Genomic DNA, 19,512 nt, shown 5'->3' on the forward strand with positions numbered 1-19,512 from the left:
AGCGCTCGCGATCGAGGCAATAATCACGGGGGCCGTTAGGGTCGGCCGCCGGTCCGTCGATCAGACCCGGGCCGCGCCGCTACAGTTCGTCTTTCCCACGGTAACGCAAACGGCGTAGGCGCCTTGCAAAATGGAAGGTGGGCGGTCGCGCGGACCGCCCACCCCCTTCATCAGAATTTGACCGAAGCACCCAGGAAGAATTCGGTGCCGATCGAATCGTAGGTCGCCGGATAGGTGTTGGCGCGAACCTGCGCGCTGCCCACCACCGGCGGCTTGTTGGCGAACACGTTGTTCGCACCGCCGAACACCTGGATATTCTTGAGCACATCGGCGGTGAACGAGAGATCGAAATAGTTGCGATCGCCCAGGCGCGGGTGCGAGAGGCTCGCCAGGGTCGGCGCGGTGGCGCTGCCGGCGCGGGTGGGGATCACATAGCGATCGTCCGTCACGCGGCCGACATAGCGATGGCGGATGCTGAGGCTGATCGGCCCCATCGCATAGGTGAGGCGCGACGTACCGCGCCAGCGCGGCAGCGGCTCACCGCACGTCTGCCCGAAGGCGCCGGCGCAACGATTCTTGGTATTGGGGAATGCCGCCACCGGGGTCAGCGTGAAATCGTCCAGATAGGTCCAGTCCGATCCCAGCGAGAGCGAGCTCGTCTCGGCCATCCCGAACAGCCCGAATTCCAGCGGCTGGGTGTAGCGTAGCACGAAATCGATGCCCGCCGTCCTCATCTGCCCGGTATTGGCCGAAAGGATGCGCGCCGGATACTGATCGGTGATGGCGCCCGTCGTCGGATCGCGGCGGATCGCCTGGCAGAAGTTGCTGCTCGCGTCCTGCAGCACGTTGTAGCAAAGGTTGAGCGTATTGTTCAGGCCGCCACCGAGCAGGCCGATCGCCCCATCCAGCGTGATCTTGAAATAATCGACGCTGAAGCGGAAGCGCGGCAGGAAGCGCGGCGTGAAGACGGCACCGAACGTATAGGTGTTGGACTTTTCCTCACCCACGCTCGGATTGCCGCCCTGATCCACCGGGAAGAAGGTGTTGGGCTGCACCACCGCGGTGAACACGTTGCCCGCCGGAACGCCGGTGGCGACGCAGATCGCGCGCACGGCTGCGGTCTGCTGCGCCGTCGGCTGGCGGCTGGAGCAGGGATCGGTCGCCAGCGGATTGGTGCGGGAAAGGCCGCCATACAGCTCGTTGACGTTCGGCGCGCGGATCGCGCGCTGATATTGCCCGCGGAAGCTAATGTCGTTGCTCACCCGCCACTCCGCACCACCCAGATAGGTGAGCACGCCGCCGACGCCGGAGAGGCTGTAATCCGAATAGCGGAAGGCGCCATTCACGGTCAGCGCCTGGATGAAGGGCGTATCGTGGATCAGCGGGACGCGGATTTCACCGAAGACTTCCTTGGCGCTGATGCTCCCGCCCGTCGCCTGTCCGGCATTCCAGCCCACCACGTCTCCGGAGGCCAGATACTGGTCGGGGCGGAAGCTGGCCGAATTCTTGCGCCATTCGACGCCGAGATCGAAGGCGATGTCACCAGCCGGCAAGGTGAAGGATTTGCCGGTGATGGTGGCGGCGGCGACCTGCTGGACGGCGCGCGTCGTATTCGTGGCCGTCACGGAAATGGCCTGCACGCACGCCTGGCTGATGTTCGAGCCGAAGACGTTGCACACGGGCGCCGCGCCATTCACGGACAGCAGGGATGCCTGCAGCGCACTGCGCGAGAGAGCCCGGTTCAGCTCCTCCGTATAGTTGGTCTTCGCATAGGTGTAGTAGACGTCATAGGAGATATCGCGCACCGCACCCTCGACGAGATCGCCGAGATCGCCACGGAAACCGAATGCGCCGCGGAACACGTCGCGACGCTGGTTCGCCTGACGAGGCCCCACCTCCTGATAACGACGCCCGAGGGTGACGACTGCCAGGCCGTCATTGGCCGTTGTCGTGCGCGTGACAGGGCCGGACGCAACGCTGATCGTACCGGTCTCGGCCGCGTCGAGCTGGCGCAACACATTCTGCACCGACGCGCTCAGATAAGGATTGTTGACGTTGAGCAGTGTGGCGACGCCGACATTCGGCGGAGCCAGCTGCGCGCGCACTTCATTCTGCGAATAGTGCAGTTCCATATAGCCGGTCACGCCCGGCGTGAAATCAAAATGGCTGAGACTGTTGAACATGTACCGCTTCTGCGGAATGATCAGGTAATTCTCAGGCGCGAGATTGTAGCGGTCGGCCGGATCGAGCGCAGGCCGCGCGGTGGTGCCGGCATCGTTGAAGGTGAAGCCGAACGATCCGACATTGGAGAGACCGGCGGCATCATAGGCGGCGCGCAGGCCGCTGCTGGCCTGGGCATAGGTGGGAATGCCGGAAACGCGGCTGTTGGGAATATCGCCCGAGCCGCCGAAAATGAAGCCCGGCTGCCCGCCCGACGAAAGGCAGGATTGGCCCGAAGGCACGGTGAAGGGCGTTCCCAGATGATATTTGTTGTCGTCCGAACCCGGAACGACGCACCCGTCGCCCAGCGCGAAGAGCGTGAAGCCGCCACGATCGCGGCGTGTGATCGCATCGCGCTTCAGATAATTGGCCGAAATGACGACATTGCCCCGGCCATCGGCGAAGTTGCCGCCCACCGTGATGCTGTAATCATAGGTCTTGGCGCTGGTCGGCGAATTGGCGTTCATCTGCGCGCGCGCCTCCACCCCTTCGAACTTGTCGTCGAGGATGAAGTTGACGACGCCGGTGATCGCGTCGGAGCCATAGACGGCGGAAGAGCCGCCCGTCACGATTTCGGTCCGCTTGATGAGAGCGCTCGGGATCGTGTTGATGTCGACGGTCTGGTCCGGCCCGGCAATGGCGAAGCGACGGCCGTTCACGAGGACGAGGTTACGCGTGGCGCCGAAGCCGCGCAGATTGAGGTCGGCCTGCCCGGCCCCCTGACCCGACACCGTGGAGCCACCCGTGGCGGAGGCGACGAATTGCGGGGATTGCGACAGCAGCCGCTCCACATTGACCGTGCCGGACAGCTTGATGTCGGCGGAGCTGACGACGGAAACCGGTGTGGGCGCGTTGAACCCGTCCTGCGCCAGTCGCGATCCGGTCACAACGATATCGGAGGGATCAGAGGAGGCGGCTTGCGCGGCAGCCTCGCCGGCGACCGCCACTGGCGCGGCGGTCTGCGCCTGCAGCGCTCCGGCAGGAAGCACCGCAGCCAGCACGGCCAGAGTCGTAGTGCACAGGTAATAAGCTCGCCGGCGGCGATCGAAATTCGACATGTTCCTCTCCCCTTTTGGCAACTCAATGCCCGCCCGCTGCACGGCAGAAGACGATGATAAGCTGGGCTTTTGCCCTTACTGGCTTCGCGCATCGGAACTGGTAACGCTACCATTTTCCAATGCATTAGGCCCGATCAGGATATAAAAAGACTCCATCCTGTCAACGGCCAAAGTGATGGGCAGCCGATGGTAGCCCTCCCATTGCAGGCCAGAAACCGCGAAAATCGAGGGAATTGGCCTGGATTTTGGCCACCGCCACACCCGCTTTTTCCGCTCTGCGCGCCGCCCGGCGCGGCATGCTAGCGGAACAGGCTCAGATCGATCATCGCCCCCATCCGCCGAAAGCCCGCGGCGTTGGGATGGATATGATCGCCGCTGTCGAATTCCGGTGAAAGCCGGTCCGGCGAACGCGGATCGGCAAGCGCCTTTTCAAAATCTATCACGCCGTCAAAGGCGCCGGCCGAACGTATCCAGCCATTCACCGCGCGCCGCACGGCATCGCCTTCGGGCGAATAGAAAAAAGCATCGCGATAGGGCAGCAGGGTTGCGCCGATCACCCTGATGCCCCGCGCATGGGCCCGTGAAATGATCTGCCGGTAAGCCGCCATGATCGTCGCGGGCGCCGGCATCGGCAATCGATCGCGAACCGAGCCGCCAATATCGTTGATCCCCTGAAACAGGATCAGATAGCGGGCGCCGGGAACGCCGAGCACGTCCCGATCCAGCCGTGCCAGCGCCGGCTGCCCGGTGCCCATCGAAAGAAGGCGATTGCCGGATATGCCGACATTGGCGACCCCTGCCCGCCCCGCGAGCCGGGACGACAGCACATCGGGCCATCGCTCATTTTCCCTGCCATCGGTAATCGAATCCCCGATCGTGACGATCGTCCGCGCGGCCGGCCCATCCACGTCGATCGCCGTCAACAATATGCGCCCGGCGACGATCCGCCCCCCGCCAGGCATGGTCGACAGATCGGCCGAGCCGCCCTGCGTCATCCGCGTTTCGGCCCCCGCCAGCGGGTGCATGGCAAGCGTCGCCGTTTCGCCGGGGGCATGAATGCTGATCGCCAGCCGCGCTCCAGGCTCCGTCGCCAGATCCACCGGATCGCTTTCCAGCGGCGACCAGGCGGAAATTACCGCCCGCGCCGCCCCACCGAATGTCATCGTGCGCGTGCTGCCCGCGATGATGCTGCCGTCGGGACCGGCCAGTGCGACTTCGACCGTGTCGACCGGCACGGCGGAACCGCCCAGTTCGTTGGACAGGCGAAGGCGCAGCCGAGCTCCTCCGGAACTCAACAGCGCCGTCATCCGAAAGGTTTGATCCGCGCCGTCCACCAGCGGCGCGGGAGGCGCGTCCCGTGGTCCGGGCGGGGGCGCGTTAGGAAATTGCAGCGGGGCCGCCGCCCAGCTTCGCGTCCAGGCGGCATGAGCCGGATGACTGAGGAGTGCGCAGGCTAAAGCAGCGGCAGCCCATCGATGCAGCAATGATCGCCCCTCGAAACCGTCAGCATGAAAGGCTGATCTCTCGTTGCAGAATATTCTGCCGGAACGCGGATTATAGGCGCCGGCCCATCATTTCCAAGCCGCGCCTGTGGCCACGATTTCGCGCAAGCCGGTCATGAACGCCCCAGCCTCACGATCACGCGGATCGCAGCCGGATGATATGGCGCACCGCCAGCCCATAGCCATCGACACCAAGCCCGCTGACGATGCCTGTCACGCCCTGCGTCATGATCGATTTCGATCGCCAGGCCTCCTCCCGCCGATGGATGTTCGAAATGTGAACCTCCACGATCGGGCAGTCGCACATCTTCAGCGCATCGTAGACGGGATAGGCGGCATAGCTGAAGGCCGCCGGATTGAAGACGATCCCGGCGGCTCCGACCCGCGCGTCATGGAAGAAATGCACCATCTCGTGCTCGGCATCGGTCTGCCGGAAGACGATGTCGAAACCCGTGGGCTCCGCGATGGCACGGCATTCCCGTTCCACATCGGCCAGCGTGGTCGTGCCGTAAATGTGCGGCTCGCGGATCCCGAGGAAGCCCAGATTGGGACCGTTCAGAACGTGGATCGTACCGGACATGATCTTCCTTCTTCGGCCTGATCGGGACGGCCATCGCGCCGCCAGATCCGTGCCTATCGACGAAACGGCGATCTTTCGCCACCGCCGTCATGGACGATTTGGGGAGAGCCCCCCCGCCACCCGGCGCCCACACGCAAACCGCGCATCCCTCGGCACGCAAAAAGGCCCGACACATACCATGCCGGGCCTCTCCGCTTTTCGTGATCGGCGCGAAGGCCGATCGGCAATCCCGGATCAGGCCGGCTCGACGACCTGTTCGGACGCTTCCGCGATGCGGGCTTTCAGTGCCGCCTGCTGGCGCTTGAGCGCCGGAGGCAGACGATCGCCGAAGCTGTCGAAATAGGCCCCGTTGCGCTCTACCTCGTCAGCCCAGATATCCATGTCCACGGACAGAAGCATCTCGATCTGCTCCGGCGTCAGCGTCAGTCCGTCGAGATCGAGGCTGCCCTTGGCCGGAAGCAGGCCGATCGGCGTGGCATTGGCCTCCGCCTTGCCCTCGATCCGCTCGGCGATCCATTTCAGCACGCGGGCATTATCGCCGAAGCCCGGCCATACGAACTTGCCGGCGGTATCCTTGCGGAACCAGTTGACCAGGAACAGCCTGGGCAGAACGGACGGATCCGAAGCCGCCGACGCACCGATGCGCACCCAGTGGTTGAAATAATCGGCCATGTGATAGCCGCAGAAAGGCAGCATCGCGAAGGGATCGCGGCGCAGTTCGCCCACCTTGTTCTCGGCCGCCGCCGTGCCTTCGGATGCGATATTGGCGGCCATGTACACGCCATGATCCCAATCCAGCGCCTCCGTGACGAGCGGCACCGCGCTCGCGCGGCGACCACCGAACAGGATGGCGGAGATCGGCACGCCTTCCGGCGAATCCCAATCGCTGGCGATGGCCGGGCATTGCGCGGCCGGCACGGCGAAGCGCGCATTGGGGTGCGCCGCAGGCTTGCCGCTGGCCGGATCATAAGGCTGGCCCGTCCAGTCGGTCAGTCCCTCGGGCGGCGTCTTGGTGAGGCCTTCCCACCACACGTCGCCATCCGCCGTCAGCGCGGTGTTGGTGAAGATGCAATTGCCGCTGAGCGTATCGATCGCATTCTTGTTGGTGGAAGGGCCGGTGCCCGGCGCCACCCCGAAGAAGCCCGCTTCCGGATTGATCGCATAGAGGCGCCCATCCTTGCCGAAGCGCATCCAGGCAATGTCGTCACCCACCGTCTCGGCCTTCCAGCCCGGTATGGTCGGCTCCAGCATGGCGAGGTTGGTCTTGCCGCAAGCGCTGGGAAAGGCGGCGGCGACATAGTGGCTCGCGCCTTCCGGATTGGTCAGCTTCAGGATCAGCATATGCTCGGCCAGCCAGCCATCGTCGCGCGCCATCACGCTGGCGATGCGCAGCGCCACGCATTTCTTGCCGAGCAATGCATTGCCGCCATAGCCCGATCCATAGGACCAGATTTCTCGCGTTTCCGGGAAATGGACGATCCACTTCTCATCGTTGGACGGCCAGGCGACATCGGCCACGCCTTCGCCCAGCGGCATGCCGACCGAGTGGACGCAGCGGATGAAGAAGCCGTCATCGCCCAGCACATCCAGCACCGGCGTGCCCATGCGGGTCATAATCCGCATGGAAAGGACAACATATGGACTATCGGTGATCTCGACACCGATGATGCTCTTGTCCGATCCCAGCGGCCCCATGCAGAAGGGCACGACATACATCGTGCGCCCCTTCATCGTGCCGGAGAACAGGCCGTCGAGGCGCGTGCGCATTTCGCCCGGCTCGGCCCAATTATTGGTCGGCCCGGCATCGCTCTCGGCATCCGAACAGATGAAGGTGCGGCTTTCGACGCGTGCGACATCGCGCGGATCGGAGCGCGCATAGAAGGAATTCGGGCGCTTGGCGGGATCCAGAGCCACCAGCGTGCCGGCATCCACCAGCTGGGCGGTCAATTCGTTCCATTCCGCGTCGGAACCGTCGCACCAGCGGATCGCGTCCGGCTGCACGTGGGCGGCGATTTCCTCCACCCAATCCAGCAGCGCGCGATGCTGCGTGGGGGCTCCATCGACGGCGCTTTTCCGCTCGTTCTCCGGATTCATAAGCATATCGATCCTTCCCTCTCCGAGAATGCGATTCTGCCCTCTGGCTATGCCTCCTCCGGCCGGCCCACAAATATGATTATCGGAAAGCTATAAGCCTGGGCTAAACAATGCCGATGGACGGTGCTTACGATCTTAACCTTCGGCATCTGCGGATGCTCTCGATAATCGCGGAAAACGGCAGCCTCAGCGCCGCCGCGAAAGCCGCATCCATCTCCCAGCCCGCGCTAACCCAGGCGCTGGCGAAGCTGGAGCTGGCCTTCGGCACGGCGCTGTTCGATCGCACCGCCGCGGGCGTGATCCCCACCGCGAGCGGGCGGCGCGTGTTGCAGCGCGTGGAGCGTGCGCTGCGCAGCTTCGCGCAGGCCTGCCGCCGCTGCGCACGAAACACACCCGCCGGCCAGTTTGAAAATTATCTGACGACCACGCATGTCCGGGGGCTGATGGCGCTGGCGGAGGCGGGCAGCTTCCTGCGCGCGGCTGACGAGGCCGGCGTTTCCGTGCCTTCTCTGCACCGCGCCGTGCGCGATCTGGAGAAGGTTTCCGGCACCGCGCTCGTCGAGCGGCGCGGGCGCGGCGTGGGGCTCACCCGCGCAGGCGCCAAGCTCGCGCGCGGCTTCACGATCGCTGTCACCGAACTGGGCGCCGCGATCGAGGAAACGATCGACGGCGGGGGCCGCCTCTCGATCGGGGCGATGGCGCTATCCCGTTCGCAATTGCTGCCGGCGACACTGGCGGAGCTGCTGCGCGAGCGGCCGGACATAAGGGTAGACGTGATCGAGGGCTCCTATCTGGAGTTGGTCGAGCTGCTGCGCAGCGGCCGGATCGACATATTGATCGGCGCGCTGCGCGACGCGCCCGGCCGCGATCTGCTCCAGGAGCCGCTCTTCACCGATCGGCTGACCATCATCGGCCGCGCCGAACATCCGCTGGCGGGTACATTTGCCGGCTTCGATCAGCTCGCCGAACATTCATGGATCGTCGCGCGGCGCGCATCCGGGCTGCTGGATCGCTGGCAGCAGATGTTCGATCGTTCGAACAAGGCGCGCCCCGAGGCGCCGATCCAGTGTGGTTCGGTCGCCCTGATCCGCGGTCTCCTGTTGCGAACCGACTTCCTCACCCTCCTCTCCACCGATCAGGTGCGCTCGGAAATCGAGGCGGGCACGCTCGTGCGCATCGAATCCGAAGTGCCGGATACGATGCGCACGATCGGCGCGATCACCCGGCGGGACTGGTTTCCCACCAAGCTGCAGGAGGCGTTCATGGTCGCGCTGCGGCGGACGGGACGAGAGGCCATACACGGCTAGATGCGCCCGCCCGGCGGCGGCGCTCCACCCGCTATCAGCGGATCACGCGGCGATCGCGGCGCGATCCGGTGCGGCCGGAATCAGCCCCAGCCGCGCACGCATCCCCCAGCGCGACATCAGCAGCACCGCCACCACGAAGAGACCGATCGCCAGCCCCCACCAGATGCCGACGCCCGCCATCGGCGTGGCGAAGCCCAGCAGGATCGAGGTGCCGAACCCCGCCACCCAATAGCCGAGCAGGGCGATCACCATCGGCACGCGCGTATCCTGCAGCCCGCGCAGCACGCCCGCCGCCACGGCCTGTGCGCCATCGACGAGCTGGAACACGGCCGCCACCGCCAGAAAGCGCATCGCCAGCCCGGCGACCAGCGCGTTCTGCGGATCGGCGGGATCGATATAGGCGGCGACAAGCCGGCCCGGCACCGCCCACATGATGATCGCCGAAAGCCCCATGATGCCGATGCCGGCAACCAGCGCGACCCAGCCGGCGCGGGCGATCCAGATCCTGTCCCGTGCGCCGAACGCCAGCCCCACGCGGATCGTGGCCGCCTGCGCGATCCCGAACGGTATCTGGAAAGCGACTGCTGCGATGTTGAGGGCGACGGCGTGCGCCGCGACGTCCGCAACGCCGATCAGCCCCATCAGGATCGCGGCCCCCGCGAACAGCCCCGCCTCGAAGATCCAGGTGGCGGCGATCGGCAGGCCGAGCCGGACGATCTCGCCCGCGCGTGCCTTCTCGAATTCCCACCAGCGGCCGAACAGGCGGAACCGGCGCAGCCGCCTGTCCCACAGCAGGATCGCCACATAGGCCAGTGCGATCGCCGCGAAAGCCAGATCATTGGCCAGCGCCGAACCGCGCAGGCCCATCGCCGGAAAGCCGAGATGGCCGAACACGAACGCCCAGTTGCCGACGATATCGAGCGCCAGCGCGAAGCCCGTCACCACGAACACCCAGCCCGGCCGGCCGAGCGCGGCGGATGCCGTGCGCATGACGCCGGCCGCCACGGCCAGCGGCATGCCCCACAGGATCACGTCAAGGAAATCACCGGCCTGGCGGGAAACGTCCGGATCCTGGCGGGCCAGCAGGAACAGCCTCTCCCCCTGCGACAGCAGCAGCATCGCCGCCACGGAAAAGGCCATGCCGACCCAGAAGGCCATCCGGAAACTGCGGCGCACCTCGCGCACGGCATGGGCACGGCGCCCAAGCTCGGCCGCGATCAGCGGCGCCGCAGCGCCGCACAGGCCGATCAGCGCATAATTGAGGATGTTGAAGAAATAGGCGCCGAGAGTCGCGGCGGCCAGCGCGCGCGAGCCAAGATGGGCGGCGAACACCACATCCACCGCCGCGATCGCCATTTGCAGCAGATTTGCACCGACGAGTGGGCCCGCCAGACGAAACAGGGCTCCTGCCTCGCCCCACGCGGTTGCGGGCGGCGGAGCGTTGAGCGGCGGCGTAACAGTCATTTCCATGGCGCGGCCCTTACATCAGCCGCGAGGGATTACCCTCCCAATATCGTGCCCGCGATATGGCCGCCCGCCATCGCCCGCCTGCGATCGAGCGCGATGCCCGCGAGATTCTGCGCGCGCCGCACATGCCTGATGCGCACCCTGTGGAAGTGGGGTGCCAGAGCGCGATACTCATCGAACCTGTCCCGGAAACGCTCCACCCGGCAGGGCTGGATGCCGTTCGCCTGCTGCACGATCAGCGTGGAATCCCCGAGCAGGATCACATCGGTGGCGCCCAGCGATCGGGCGATGCGCAGTGCGTGGATCAGCGCCGCCCACTCCGCGTCATTATTGTCGCCCTGCCCCGCATCGGGATCCACATAGGCTCTCCCCCGGGCGACGACAGCCGTTTCCATCCTTCCGGGATTGGGCCGGCAGCCGCCATCGAAATAGATTTTGAGCCCCATCTAGACGTAGCGCGGGATCGGCCCGATCTGCGGCGTCTGATCCGGCAGATCGACCTCCACCTCGTCCACATAGCACCAGCCCCAGCCTTCCGGAGGATCATAACCTTCGATGATCGGGTGGCCCGTGGCGTGGAAATGGGCGGTGGCGTGGCGATGCGGCGATTGATCGCAGCAGCCGACATGGCCGCACGCGCGGCACAGCCGCAGATGGACCCAGGGGCTCCCGATCCTGAGGCATTCCTCGCACCCGCGCGCGCTGGGCGTGACATCCACGATGGTCGATTGGTGGCGGCATTCCGTCATCTGATTTTCCCCGCAAACACTGGCCCGTCCGGTCACAATAGCGAGTTCACCAGCCGCGCGACATTCTCCGCGAGCTTGCGAAAAGTGGAGCGCGCGCGCCACTCCTCAAGATGCAGCGTATCGCTGGCATCGAGATAGCCGCGCTGCACCGCTTCAACCTTCGCGACGGACGCCGCATCATAGAGCAGCAGGCTCGCTTCCTCGTTGAGCTGGAAGGATCGCATGTCGACATTGCTCGATCCGACGACGGCAAGCCGCCCGTCTATGCTGAGATTCTTCGCATGCAGCAGGAAATCGCGGAACAGCCTCACCCGCACGCCGGCGCGCAGCAGATCATCATAGAAGGAGGATTGGGAGAGGTTCACCAGCCTCTGGTCCACCACCTTCGAGACGACCAGATCGACAACCACGCCCCGCGCCACGGCCGCCCGCATCGCGCCCAGCACGCCTTCATCCGGAATGAAATAGGGGGTGACCATGATGACCCGCTCACGGGCCTGATGGATCTGCCAGACAAGCAAGGTCTCAAACCCCTCGAGCGGGAATTCCGCGCCACTGGGGAGCAGTTGCGTCAGGGCATCGGCGGTGGCGGCCGGGATCGTTTCGATCGGCTCGGGCGCATCGCCTGTTTCCAGACTCCAGTCCCCCCGCACCACGGCTTCCATCGCGGCGACCGTCGGCCCCTCGATCCGCGCGACCAGCTCCCGGTTGACGACGCCGGGGCGGAAATCCTTCGCGACGAGATTCTGCGAGCCGGCATAGCCGATGCGGCCGTCGATCACGAAAAGCTTGCGGTGGTTGCGCATGTCGCGGCGGGTCCGCCCCCGGATGAGGCGGAACGGCAATGCTTCGCGAACCTCGATTCCTTGCGCGCCCAGCAGCGCAAGCGTGCCGCGCCGCCAACGGTGGGAACCCACGGGATCGAACATCACGCGCACCGGCAGCCCCCGCCGCACCGCCCGCCCCAGCGCCTCCGCCACGCGCCGTCCGACATGATCGTCCGCGAAGATATAGACGAGCAGGTGCACCGATCGCTCGGCCGCGTCGATATCGCGCACGAGGCGATCGACCACACCATCATAATCATCGATCAGTTCCACAGCGTTCCCGCCCGTGGCAGGCATATGCCCCAGCTTCTCGACGAGCGTCGCGATCGGGGCCGCATCATCCAGATCGGGAGCATGAATGCGCAGCCTTGCGGCGACATCGCCGAAGAAAGGCAGAAGCCGCCGGAAGCGCTGCTTGCGCCAGGCGGGGAAACGCGGGCTGCCGATAATCAGAAAAAGCAGAAGCCCGGGCGCCGGCAGGAAGAAGATCAGCAACAGCCAACCGCGCGCCGCAGCCGGCGATCGGCGCAGGGGCACAATGGCCAGCGCGCCGATCCTGATCAGCCATTCGGCCATGTACCATCCGATTTCCGGACCCGGGAGCATCTCCATCATCCTCCCGACATAGACCGGCCCGATCGACCGCCGCCATAGGGCGCCTCCGGCTGATGCCTGCCGGACACAATTGAGAAAAAGATCGCGCACCCCATTGCGAAAATCGTCGATTTAATTAATTAGCAAACTAATGACTTATGATCGCCCAGCCCTCGAAGCCGCCTATGCGCGCACCCTGCTCCCGCTGGCGCGCATGTGGCGCCAGGCGGCGGACAAGGCGTTGAGAGAGATGTCACTCTCCGCGTCCGTCGGCTGGGCGCTCGTCCAGCTCAGCCGGCTGGACGACAATGTTCGCCAGACGGATCTTGCCGCGGAGCTGGACATCACGGCGGCCTCGCTCGTGCGGCTCATCGATCAGATGGCCGCGAGCGGGCTGGTCGAGCGTCGCCGCGACGACAATGACGCGCGCGTTAGCCGGGTGGGCCTGACCACGCGCGGCGCGGCCGTAGCGGCCACGATCGAGCAGAAGCTCGCGGCACTGCGTAACAAGATGCTGCACGACATGCCCGATGCGGATCTGGAGACGGCGCTCGATGTCGCTCAGCGCCTGGCGGCGCGCTTCGTGCAGGAACGGAAGCGATGAAGATCGTCCTGCCCACCGGCAAGGAATGGCTGTTCACGATCAAATGCTTCGCGGCCGCGATCCTGGCTTATTACGTGTCCCTGCGGATCGGCCTGACCCGTCCCTACTGGGCGGTGACGACATCGTATATCGTGGCGCAGCCCTTGGCCGGCGCCGTGCTTTCCAAGGCGATGTTCCGCATGCTGGGCACGGTGCTGGGCGCGATCGCGGCGGTGGTGCTGGTGCCCAATCTCGTCAACGCACCCGAACTGCTCTCGGTCGGCCTCGCGCTGTGGCTAGGGCTCTGCCTCTACATATCGCTGCTCGACCGCACGCCGCGTGCCTACATCTTCCTGCTCGCGGGCTATACGGCGAGCATCATCGGATTTCCCTCCGTCTCGGCGCCCGGCGCGATATTCACGACCGCCGTGGTGCGCGTCGAGGAGATCACGATCGGCATCCTGAGCGGCAGCCTCATTCACGGCGTGGTCTTTCCGCAGACGGTGACGGCACGACTGCTGGCCCGGATCGACGTGATCCTGGCCGATGCCGAGCGCTGGTCGCGTGACTCGCTGGCCGGCCTCTCCGACGCGTCACTCGATCGGGACAGGCGGCGGCTGGCGCTCGACATCAACGAACTCCACCAGCTTTCCATCCACCTGCCGTTCGATACGGCCCGGCTGCTGCCGCGCGTCAGCACGCTGCGCGCCCTTCAGGCCGAGCTTTCCATGCTTCTCCCGCTGGCCAGCGCGGTCGACGATCGCTTCGGCGAACTCAAGCGCGGGGCCGACTCGCCCCGCCCCGAGGCGCTCGAACTGATCGAGGATGTCCGCGAATGGCTGCGCGATCCGCCGCCGATCGCCGAACGCGGCCCCAGCGCCGATGCCCTCATCGCCCGCGCCCGCGCGCTGGAGCCCGAGCCGGCGGAGCCGCTCCTCTGGCGTGACGCGCTGCGCATGAGCCTGCTCGCGCGGCTTGCCGAGCTGATCGCCGCGCATCGCAATGCCCGCGATCTGCGCGATCAGATGCGTTCGCCGTCCCGCCTGCCGGTGACGCAGGCCGTCGCGGCGCTGCTGGGCCGCAACGCGAAGCGGCCGCTGCATCGGGATCGGGGCACGGCACTGCGCGCGGCGGCCGGAACGACCGCCACGATCCTGCTCGGCTGCGCTTTCTGGATCGCGACCGCCTGGCCGGACGGCGCCGGGGCGGTGCTGATCTCGGGCGTGTGCTGTGCCCTTTTCGGCAATAGCGATGATCCGGCACCCTCCATCATTACCTTTTTCTATGGATCGCTGTGCGGGCTCGTCATGGCCGCGATCTATGCTTTCGCGATCATGCCCCGTGCCACCGATTTCGTGACACTGGTGCTGGTGCTGGCGCCCGTCCTCCTCTTGTGCGGGTTGTTCCTCGCGCGTCCCGGAACCATGCTGTTCGCGATCGGCCTGCTTCTGGGGGGTCTGAACACGATGGGGCTCAATGATCGCTATACCGGAAACTTCAGCACCTTCGTGAACGAGGGAACCGCACAGTTGATCGGCACCTTCTTCGCCGCGGTCACGGTGGGCCTGTTCCAGACGGTCGGCGCGCGCACCAGCGCCCGCAGGCTGATCCGCGCCGGCTGGCGGGATCTCGCCTGGCGGAGCGAAGCGGCGGGACCTCCCGACGCGGTCGGCTGGATCGCGCGGATGCTGGATCGCATCGGGCTGCTGGCGCCCCGCCTGGCGCAGCAGGGCGAGGATCCCGGCAAGCCGCTGCTGGATGCGCTCACGGATCTGCGCGTCGGCGTCTCGGTGGGTGAATTGCGCCAGCTCCGGATCGACGGAACGCCCGACGACGCCGCGAAGATCACGCCCGTGCTGCTGGGGGTCGGCGCCCATTATCGCGCGCTGCGCCCCGAACTGCCGCACCCGCCCGAGCCGGATCTTCTGGCCGGGATCGACAATGCCATGACGGATCTTTCGCGTGGCGGCCCGGCGGCCAAGCGCCGCACCGCCATTCTCGCGCTCACCTCGCTCCGCCGCAACCTGTTCCCGGGCGCGCCCGCTTATGGAGCGATCGGATGATCGGCGAAATCGCCATAGGCGGAGTGTTCCTGCCGACCATCCTCGTGCTCGCGATCGTGTCGCTGGTGCTGGCCGGCATCACATCCCGCCTGCTCGGCTATGCCGGTGCCTATCGTCTCGTAACCTATCGGCCGCTGGTCGATGTTGCCCTGTTCATCCTGATCCTCGGACTCTTGTCCCTGCTTACCGGACATCTTGCATGAAACCCCTCTATGCGCGGCTCGCCCGATCGGCCGTGACCATCCTGATCGTGGTGCTGGCCGTGCTCGTCGCCCTGTGGCTGTGGAAGCGCTACGAAACGGATCCCTGGACGCGGGATGGCCATATCCGCGCCGATGTCGTTCGCGTCACGCCGGACGTGGCCGGGCTGGTCACGCAGGTGTCGGTCCAGGACAATCAGAAGGTGAAGCCCGGCGACATCCTGTTCGTGGTCGATCGCCCCCGCTTCCAGCTGGCGCTGGCGCAATCGGAAGCCGCCATCGCCAGCGCGCGGGCGACCCTGCTTCAGGCGCGGCGCGAGGCGCAGCGCGATACGGCGCTGGGCGATCTGGTGGCCAAGGAGACGCACGAGCAGAATGTCGCCCGCGTCGCCACGGCCAGCGCCGCGCTCGCACAGGCGGAAAGCGCACGGGCGACCGCCGCGCTCAACCTGACCCGCACCACCGTCCGCGCGACCGTGCACGGCATCGTCACCAATCTCGATCTCCATCCCGGCGATTATATCGCGGCGGGCACGCAGGCGATGGCGCTGGTCGATACGGATTCGCTGCGCGTGGAGGGCTATTTCGAGGAAACCAAGCTCGGCAAGATCCATCTCGGCGATCCCGTGATCGTGCATCTGATGGGTGAGCCGCGCGCGCTCCACGGCCGGGTCGACAGCATCGCCGCCGGCATCAACGACAGCGAACGCACCAACACATCGAATCTGCTGCCGAACGTGAACCCCACCTTCACCTGGGTCCGCCTCGCCCAGCGCATTCCCGTGCGGGTGAAGCTGGAGCGCGTGCCGGCCGACGTGGCGTTGATCTCCGGGCGCACCGCGACGGTTACGGTCCAGCCCCGGGCCGGCGCATGAACCGCCGCTCTTTCGGGGCGCTGCTGGGCCTCGCGCTTTCGGGCTGTGCCGCCGTCGGCCCCAATTATGCCCTTCCCGATCGCGCGGCCGTGAACCGCCCCTCGGCGCAGGGCGCGTTCGCCAGCGGGGGAGAGAAGGGTTTCGTCGACGCCCCCCTGCCCGATCACTGGTGGCAGCTTTATGGCGATGCGCGCCTTGACGGCTACATCACGGAGGCGCTGGGCGCGAACACCGATCTTCGCGTGGCCGATGCCAATCTTCGCCGCGCGGATGCCGTGGTGGCGGAGGTTGCCGCCGGGCGCATGATCTCCACCGGCATCAGCGGCGGCACGTCCGTTTCGCGCCCCTATACCACCGGCGGCAGCCTGCCCGGCGTGGTCGGCTATGATCTTGGCATCGCGCTCGCCTATCCGCTGGATCTCTCCGGCCGGATCGCGCGTGCGATCGAGGCGGCGCGCGGCGACGCCGAAGCCGTGGAGGCCGCGCGCGACAATGTGCGCGTCACCGTCGCGGCGGAAACGGCGAGGAGCTATGCGGCCGCCTGCACCGCCAATATGGTGCTGGCCGCAAACAATCGCGTGCTCGCCCTCCAGCGACAGACGCTGGACGTGACCCAGCGCCTCCAGCGCGGCGGACGCGGCACGGCCTTCGATGTCACGCGGGCGCAGACCGCCGTGGACCAGAGCGAGGCGCTGATCCCCGCCGCGATCGCGACGCGCACGGCCGCCCTCTATCGGCTGGCCACGTTGATGGGCCGCGCGCCGGCCGATTATCCACATGAGGTGGAAGCCTGCACCACGCCGCCGGCCATGACGCGGCCGCTTCCGATCGGCGACGGCGCCGCCCTGATCCGCCGCCGCCCGGATGTGCGCGCGGCCGAGCGCACGCTGGCCGCCGCCACCGCGCGGATCGGCGTGGCGACGGCGAACCTCTATCCGCAGGTCAGCCTCGGCGGATCGGCCGGGTTCACCGGGCCGGTCTCCGCCTTCGGATCGGGCAATGCCTTCCACATGGCTCTGGGGCCGCTGATCACCTGGAGCTTTCCCAACCGGCCGGTCGTGCGCGCCCAGATCGCGCAGGCCGGGGCGGCCGCCGATGCTGCCCTCGCCTCGTTCGATTCCACGACTCTGGAGGCGCTCCGCCAGACGGAGACGGCGCTCTCCGCTTATGCGCGCGAGGCTGATCGCAACGCGGCCCTCGCGCGATCGCAGGCCAGTGCCGCCACCGCAGCCGATCAGGCCGCGCGGCTCTACAAGTTCGGGCGGACCGATTTCCTGTCGCTGCTCACAGCCCAGGCCTCGCTGACGACGGCGCAGGCCAATCTCGCCGCATCGGATGCGTTGCTGATCGATCGGCAGGTGGATGTCTTCAAGGCGCTGGGCGGCGGCTGGCAACAATGATGCCGGGCCGCACGCCGATCCGGCTTGGAGCGGCCGGCACGCGCCGATAGAAAGCGCGCCCGGGCCGCGATCACGGCCCGCGTCCGCATGTGAACCGGGGGAGCGCATCGATGCCGGAACTGGATCTCGCGCGTCTCAAGGGGCGGACGCTGTTCGTCGGCACGCCCATGTATGACGGGCAATGCCATTCCGCCTTCGCCTTCTCCATCACCCAGCTCACGGCCCTGTGCACCCAGCTCGGCATCGGGCTGCGCTTCTATTTCCTGGGCCACGAGGCACTGGTGACCAAGGCGCGCAACATCACGGTGAACGAATTTCTGCGATCGGGCGCCGATCACCTGCTCTTCATCGATGCGGATATCGGCTTCGACGCGCGCGACGCGCTCCATCTCCTTGCATTGCAGGCCCTCGATCCGGAGGGGCGCGGCCATGATGTCGTGGCGGCCCCCTATCCGCTCAAGCGCATTTCCTGGGAGCGCGTGCTCCGGGCGGCCAGGGCCGGCGTGGCCGATGAACGGCCCGATCTGCTGGCCGATTATTCCAGCGCGATCGCCGTCCACCCCGCGCACGAAAGCAGCTTTCCGATCCGTCGTCCGGTCGAGGTGACGAAGGCGGGCACCGGCTTCATGATGATCCGGCGTGAAACCTTCACGCGATTTCGCGACCATCATCCGGGGCGCGCCTATGGGCCGGGCAGCGTGGCCGGGGCGAACGACACCGCCCCCGAAATGTACGCCTTCTTCGAAACCGAGATCGACAGCAAGCGGGCGAACCTGCCGCGCGAGATACGCTCCTTCCTCGATGCGAATCCTGAGGCCGGGGCCGACGAGATCCTCGCTTTCATCGAGAGTGACGAAGCGATCGGACGCTATAGCGGGAAGCATATTTCCGAGGATTACGCCTTCTGCCTGCGGGTGCGCGAGGCGGGCATGACAATCTGGCTCTGCCCTTGGATGGAACTGACCCACACCGGAAGCCACACATTCGCCAGCCGTCTCGCCGGTCTGGGCGCGATCGGCGCGGTGTAGCGGCGCTCGGCTATCGGCTGCGGGCCGTCACGCGCTTCTTCGCGCGCCATCCACGGGCCGCTCGCCGTTCAGCCCCGATAGCGCAACGCATCCACGATCAGCGAGAAAGCCGCCGAAGGCTGCCGGCGGCTCGGATAATAGAGGTGATAGCCGGCGAAGGGCGCGCACCAGTCCTCCAGCGCGCGCACCAGCCGCCCCGCCTCCAGCTGGGCCGCCACCTGATCCTCCATCACGAAGGCGAGGCCGAAGCCAGCCTCGGCCGCACGCACGATCATGCCGACATTGTTGAATGCCAGCTGGCCATCGACGCGCACGCGCACCTCACGCCCGTCTTTCTCCAGTTCCCATGCATAGAGGGCACCGGAACTGGGCATGCGCAGGTTGATGCAATCATGCCTCGCCAGATCCTGAGGCGAGCGGGGAATGCCGCGCCTTTCGAAATAAGAGGGCGATCCGATCACGGCCATGCGCAGATCCGGCCCGATCGGCACCGCGATCATATCCTTGGCCAGCGCCTCGCCCAGCCGCACCCCCGCATCGAACCGGTCCGCCACGATATCGGCGAAACCGGCATCCACGCTCAGTTCGACATGCACATCGGGATAGGCGGGCAGCAACCTTTCCAGCACCGGCCAGAGGATGGTCCGCGCGGCATGTTCCGAAGTGGTGATCCGGATCGTGCCGGCCGGCTTGTCCCGCAATTCGCCGAGAGAGGCGAGTTCGCTTCCGATATTGTCCAGGGCGGGCCGCAGGACAGCGAGCAGACGATCCCCCGCCTCCGTAGGCGCCACGCTGCGTGTGGTGCGCGTCAGCAGGCGCACGCCGAGCCGCGCCTCCAGCCGCCGGATCGTATGGCTCACCGCCGATTGCGAACTGCCCAATCGCGCCGCGGCGCGCGTGAAGCTCCGCTCCTCGGCCACCGCCATGAAGGCGGCCAGATCCCCCAGATCCTCGCGATGCATGCG

At 66.5% G+C, this 19,512-nt stretch carries 16 protein-coding genes; 7 read left to right on the forward strand and 9 right to left on the reverse strand.

The genetic code is table 11. The features are described from left to right. Positions 1-170 precede the first annotated feature (170 nt). The 4 genes from DI605_RS13100 to DI605_RS13115 form a co-directional block, all read right to left on the reverse strand. On the reverse strand, positions 171-3,278 hold the full coding sequence (locus tag DI605_RS13100; protein ID WP_293974537.1) for a TonB-dependent receptor: 3,108 nt from the start codon (positions 3,276-3,278) through the stop codon (positions 171-173). Between the two features lie 299 nt (positions 3,279-3,577). After that, positions 3,578-4,585, reverse strand: coding sequence for an SGNH/GDSL hydrolase family protein (locus DI605_RS13105; RefSeq protein WP_293974540.1), 1,008 nt, complete (start codon positions 4,583-4,585; stop codon positions 3,578-3,580). Positions 4,586-4,916: 331 nt separating this feature from the next. After that, positions 4,917-5,360 (reverse strand): type II 3-dehydroquinate dehydratase, encoded by a 444-nt coding sequence (locus DI605_RS13110; RefSeq protein ID WP_293974543.1) that lies wholly within the window; start codon positions 5,358-5,360, stop codon positions 4,917-4,919. A gap of 234 nt (positions 5,361-5,594) precedes the next feature. After that, positions 5,595-7,454, reverse strand: a complete 1,860-nt coding sequence (locus tag DI605_RS13115) for a phosphoenolpyruvate carboxykinase (GTP) (protein WP_367120055.1) — start codon at positions 7,452-7,454, stop codon at positions 5,595-5,597. Positions 7,455-7,570: 116 nt separating this feature from the next. On the opposite strand from DI605_RS13115, the gene DI605_RS13120 reads away from it, so the two are divergent. Then, entirely contained in the window at positions 7,571-8,761 is a 1,191-nt protein-coding gene (locus DI605_RS13120) for a LysR family transcriptional regulator (RefSeq protein WP_293974549.1), read from the forward strand. Between the two features lie 42 nt (positions 8,762-8,803). Here DI605_RS13120 and DI605_RS13125 read toward each other — a convergent pair whose 3' ends face one another. Genes DI605_RS13125 through cls form a run of 4 tightly spaced genes read right to left on the reverse strand, consistent with a single transcriptional unit; the run spans position 8,804 to position 12,416 of the window. Beyond that, positions 8,804-10,231 (reverse strand): MATE family efflux transporter, encoded by a 1,428-nt coding sequence (locus DI605_RS13125; protein WP_367120051.1) that lies wholly within the window; start codon positions 10,229-10,231, stop codon positions 8,804-8,806. 29 nt (positions 10,232-10,260) lie between these two features. Continuing rightward, entirely contained in the window at positions 10,261-10,674 is a 414-nt protein-coding gene (locus DI605_RS13130; protein ID WP_293974552.1) for a reverse transcriptase-like protein, read from the reverse strand. Beyond that, complete coding sequence (locus DI605_RS13135; RefSeq protein ID WP_293974555.1) at positions 10,675-10,977, reverse strand: UBP-type zinc finger domain-containing protein; 303 nt, start codon at positions 10,975-10,977, stop codon at positions 10,675-10,677. Positions 10,978-11,009: 32 nt separating this feature from the next. Then, on the reverse strand, positions 11,010-12,416 hold the full coding sequence (gene cls, locus DI605_RS13140; RefSeq protein WP_293974897.1) for a cardiolipin synthase: 1,407 nt from the start codon (positions 12,414-12,416) through the stop codon (positions 11,010-11,012). Positions 12,417-12,549: 133 nt separating this feature from the next. Here cls and DI605_RS13145 point away from each other — a divergent pair, with 133 nt between their 5' ends. From DI605_RS13145 to DI605_RS13170, 6 genes are all read left to right on the forward strand, one after another. Then, a complete protein-coding gene (locus DI605_RS13145; RefSeq protein WP_293974558.1) occupies positions 12,550-13,002 on the forward strand; it encodes a MarR family transcriptional regulator in 453 nt (150 codons plus the stop codon). After that, positions 12,999-15,044: an FUSC family protein gene (locus tag DI605_RS13150; protein ID WP_293974561.1), complete on the forward strand. Its 2,046-nt coding sequence runs from the start codon at positions 12,999-13,001 to the stop codon at positions 15,042-15,044. The genes DI605_RS13145 and DI605_RS13150 overlap by 4 nt, the downstream gene beginning before the upstream one ends. Then, entirely contained in the window at positions 15,041-15,247 is a 207-nt protein-coding gene (locus DI605_RS13155; RefSeq protein ID WP_293974564.1) for a DUF1656 domain-containing protein, read from the forward strand. The genes DI605_RS13150 and DI605_RS13155 overlap by 4 nt, the downstream gene beginning before the upstream one ends. Beyond that, complete coding sequence (locus DI605_RS13160; RefSeq protein WP_293974566.1) at positions 15,244-16,119, forward strand: efflux RND transporter periplasmic adaptor subunit; 876 nt, start codon at positions 15,244-15,246, stop codon at positions 16,117-16,119. Before DI605_RS13155 ends, DI605_RS13160 begins: the two co-directional genes overlap by 4 nt. Further along, on the forward strand, positions 16,116-17,519 hold the full coding sequence (locus DI605_RS13165) for an efflux transporter outer membrane subunit (protein ID WP_293974569.1): 1,404 nt from the start codon (positions 16,116-16,118) through the stop codon (positions 17,517-17,519). Before DI605_RS13160 ends, DI605_RS13165 begins: the two co-directional genes overlap by 4 nt. 110 nt (positions 17,520-17,629) lie before the next feature. Then, positions 17,630-18,547, forward strand: coding sequence for a hypothetical protein (locus DI605_RS13170; RefSeq protein ID WP_293974572.1), 918 nt, complete (start codon positions 17,630-17,632; stop codon positions 18,545-18,547). Positions 18,548-18,615: 68 nt separating this feature from the next. Here the strand turns inward: DI605_RS13170 and DI605_RS13175 are convergent, their stop codons facing one another. Next, positions 18,616-19,509, reverse strand: coding sequence for a LysR family transcriptional regulator (locus DI605_RS13175; RefSeq protein ID WP_293974575.1), 894 nt, complete (start codon positions 19,507-19,509; stop codon positions 18,616-18,618). Positions 19,510-19,512 lie beyond the last annotated feature (3 nt).

Origin of the sequence: Sphingomonas sp. (genome assembly GCF_003248515.1) — a bacterium.
Classification (GTDB): Bacteria; Pseudomonadota; Alphaproteobacteria; order Sphingomonadales; family Sphingomonadaceae; genus Sphingomonas_I.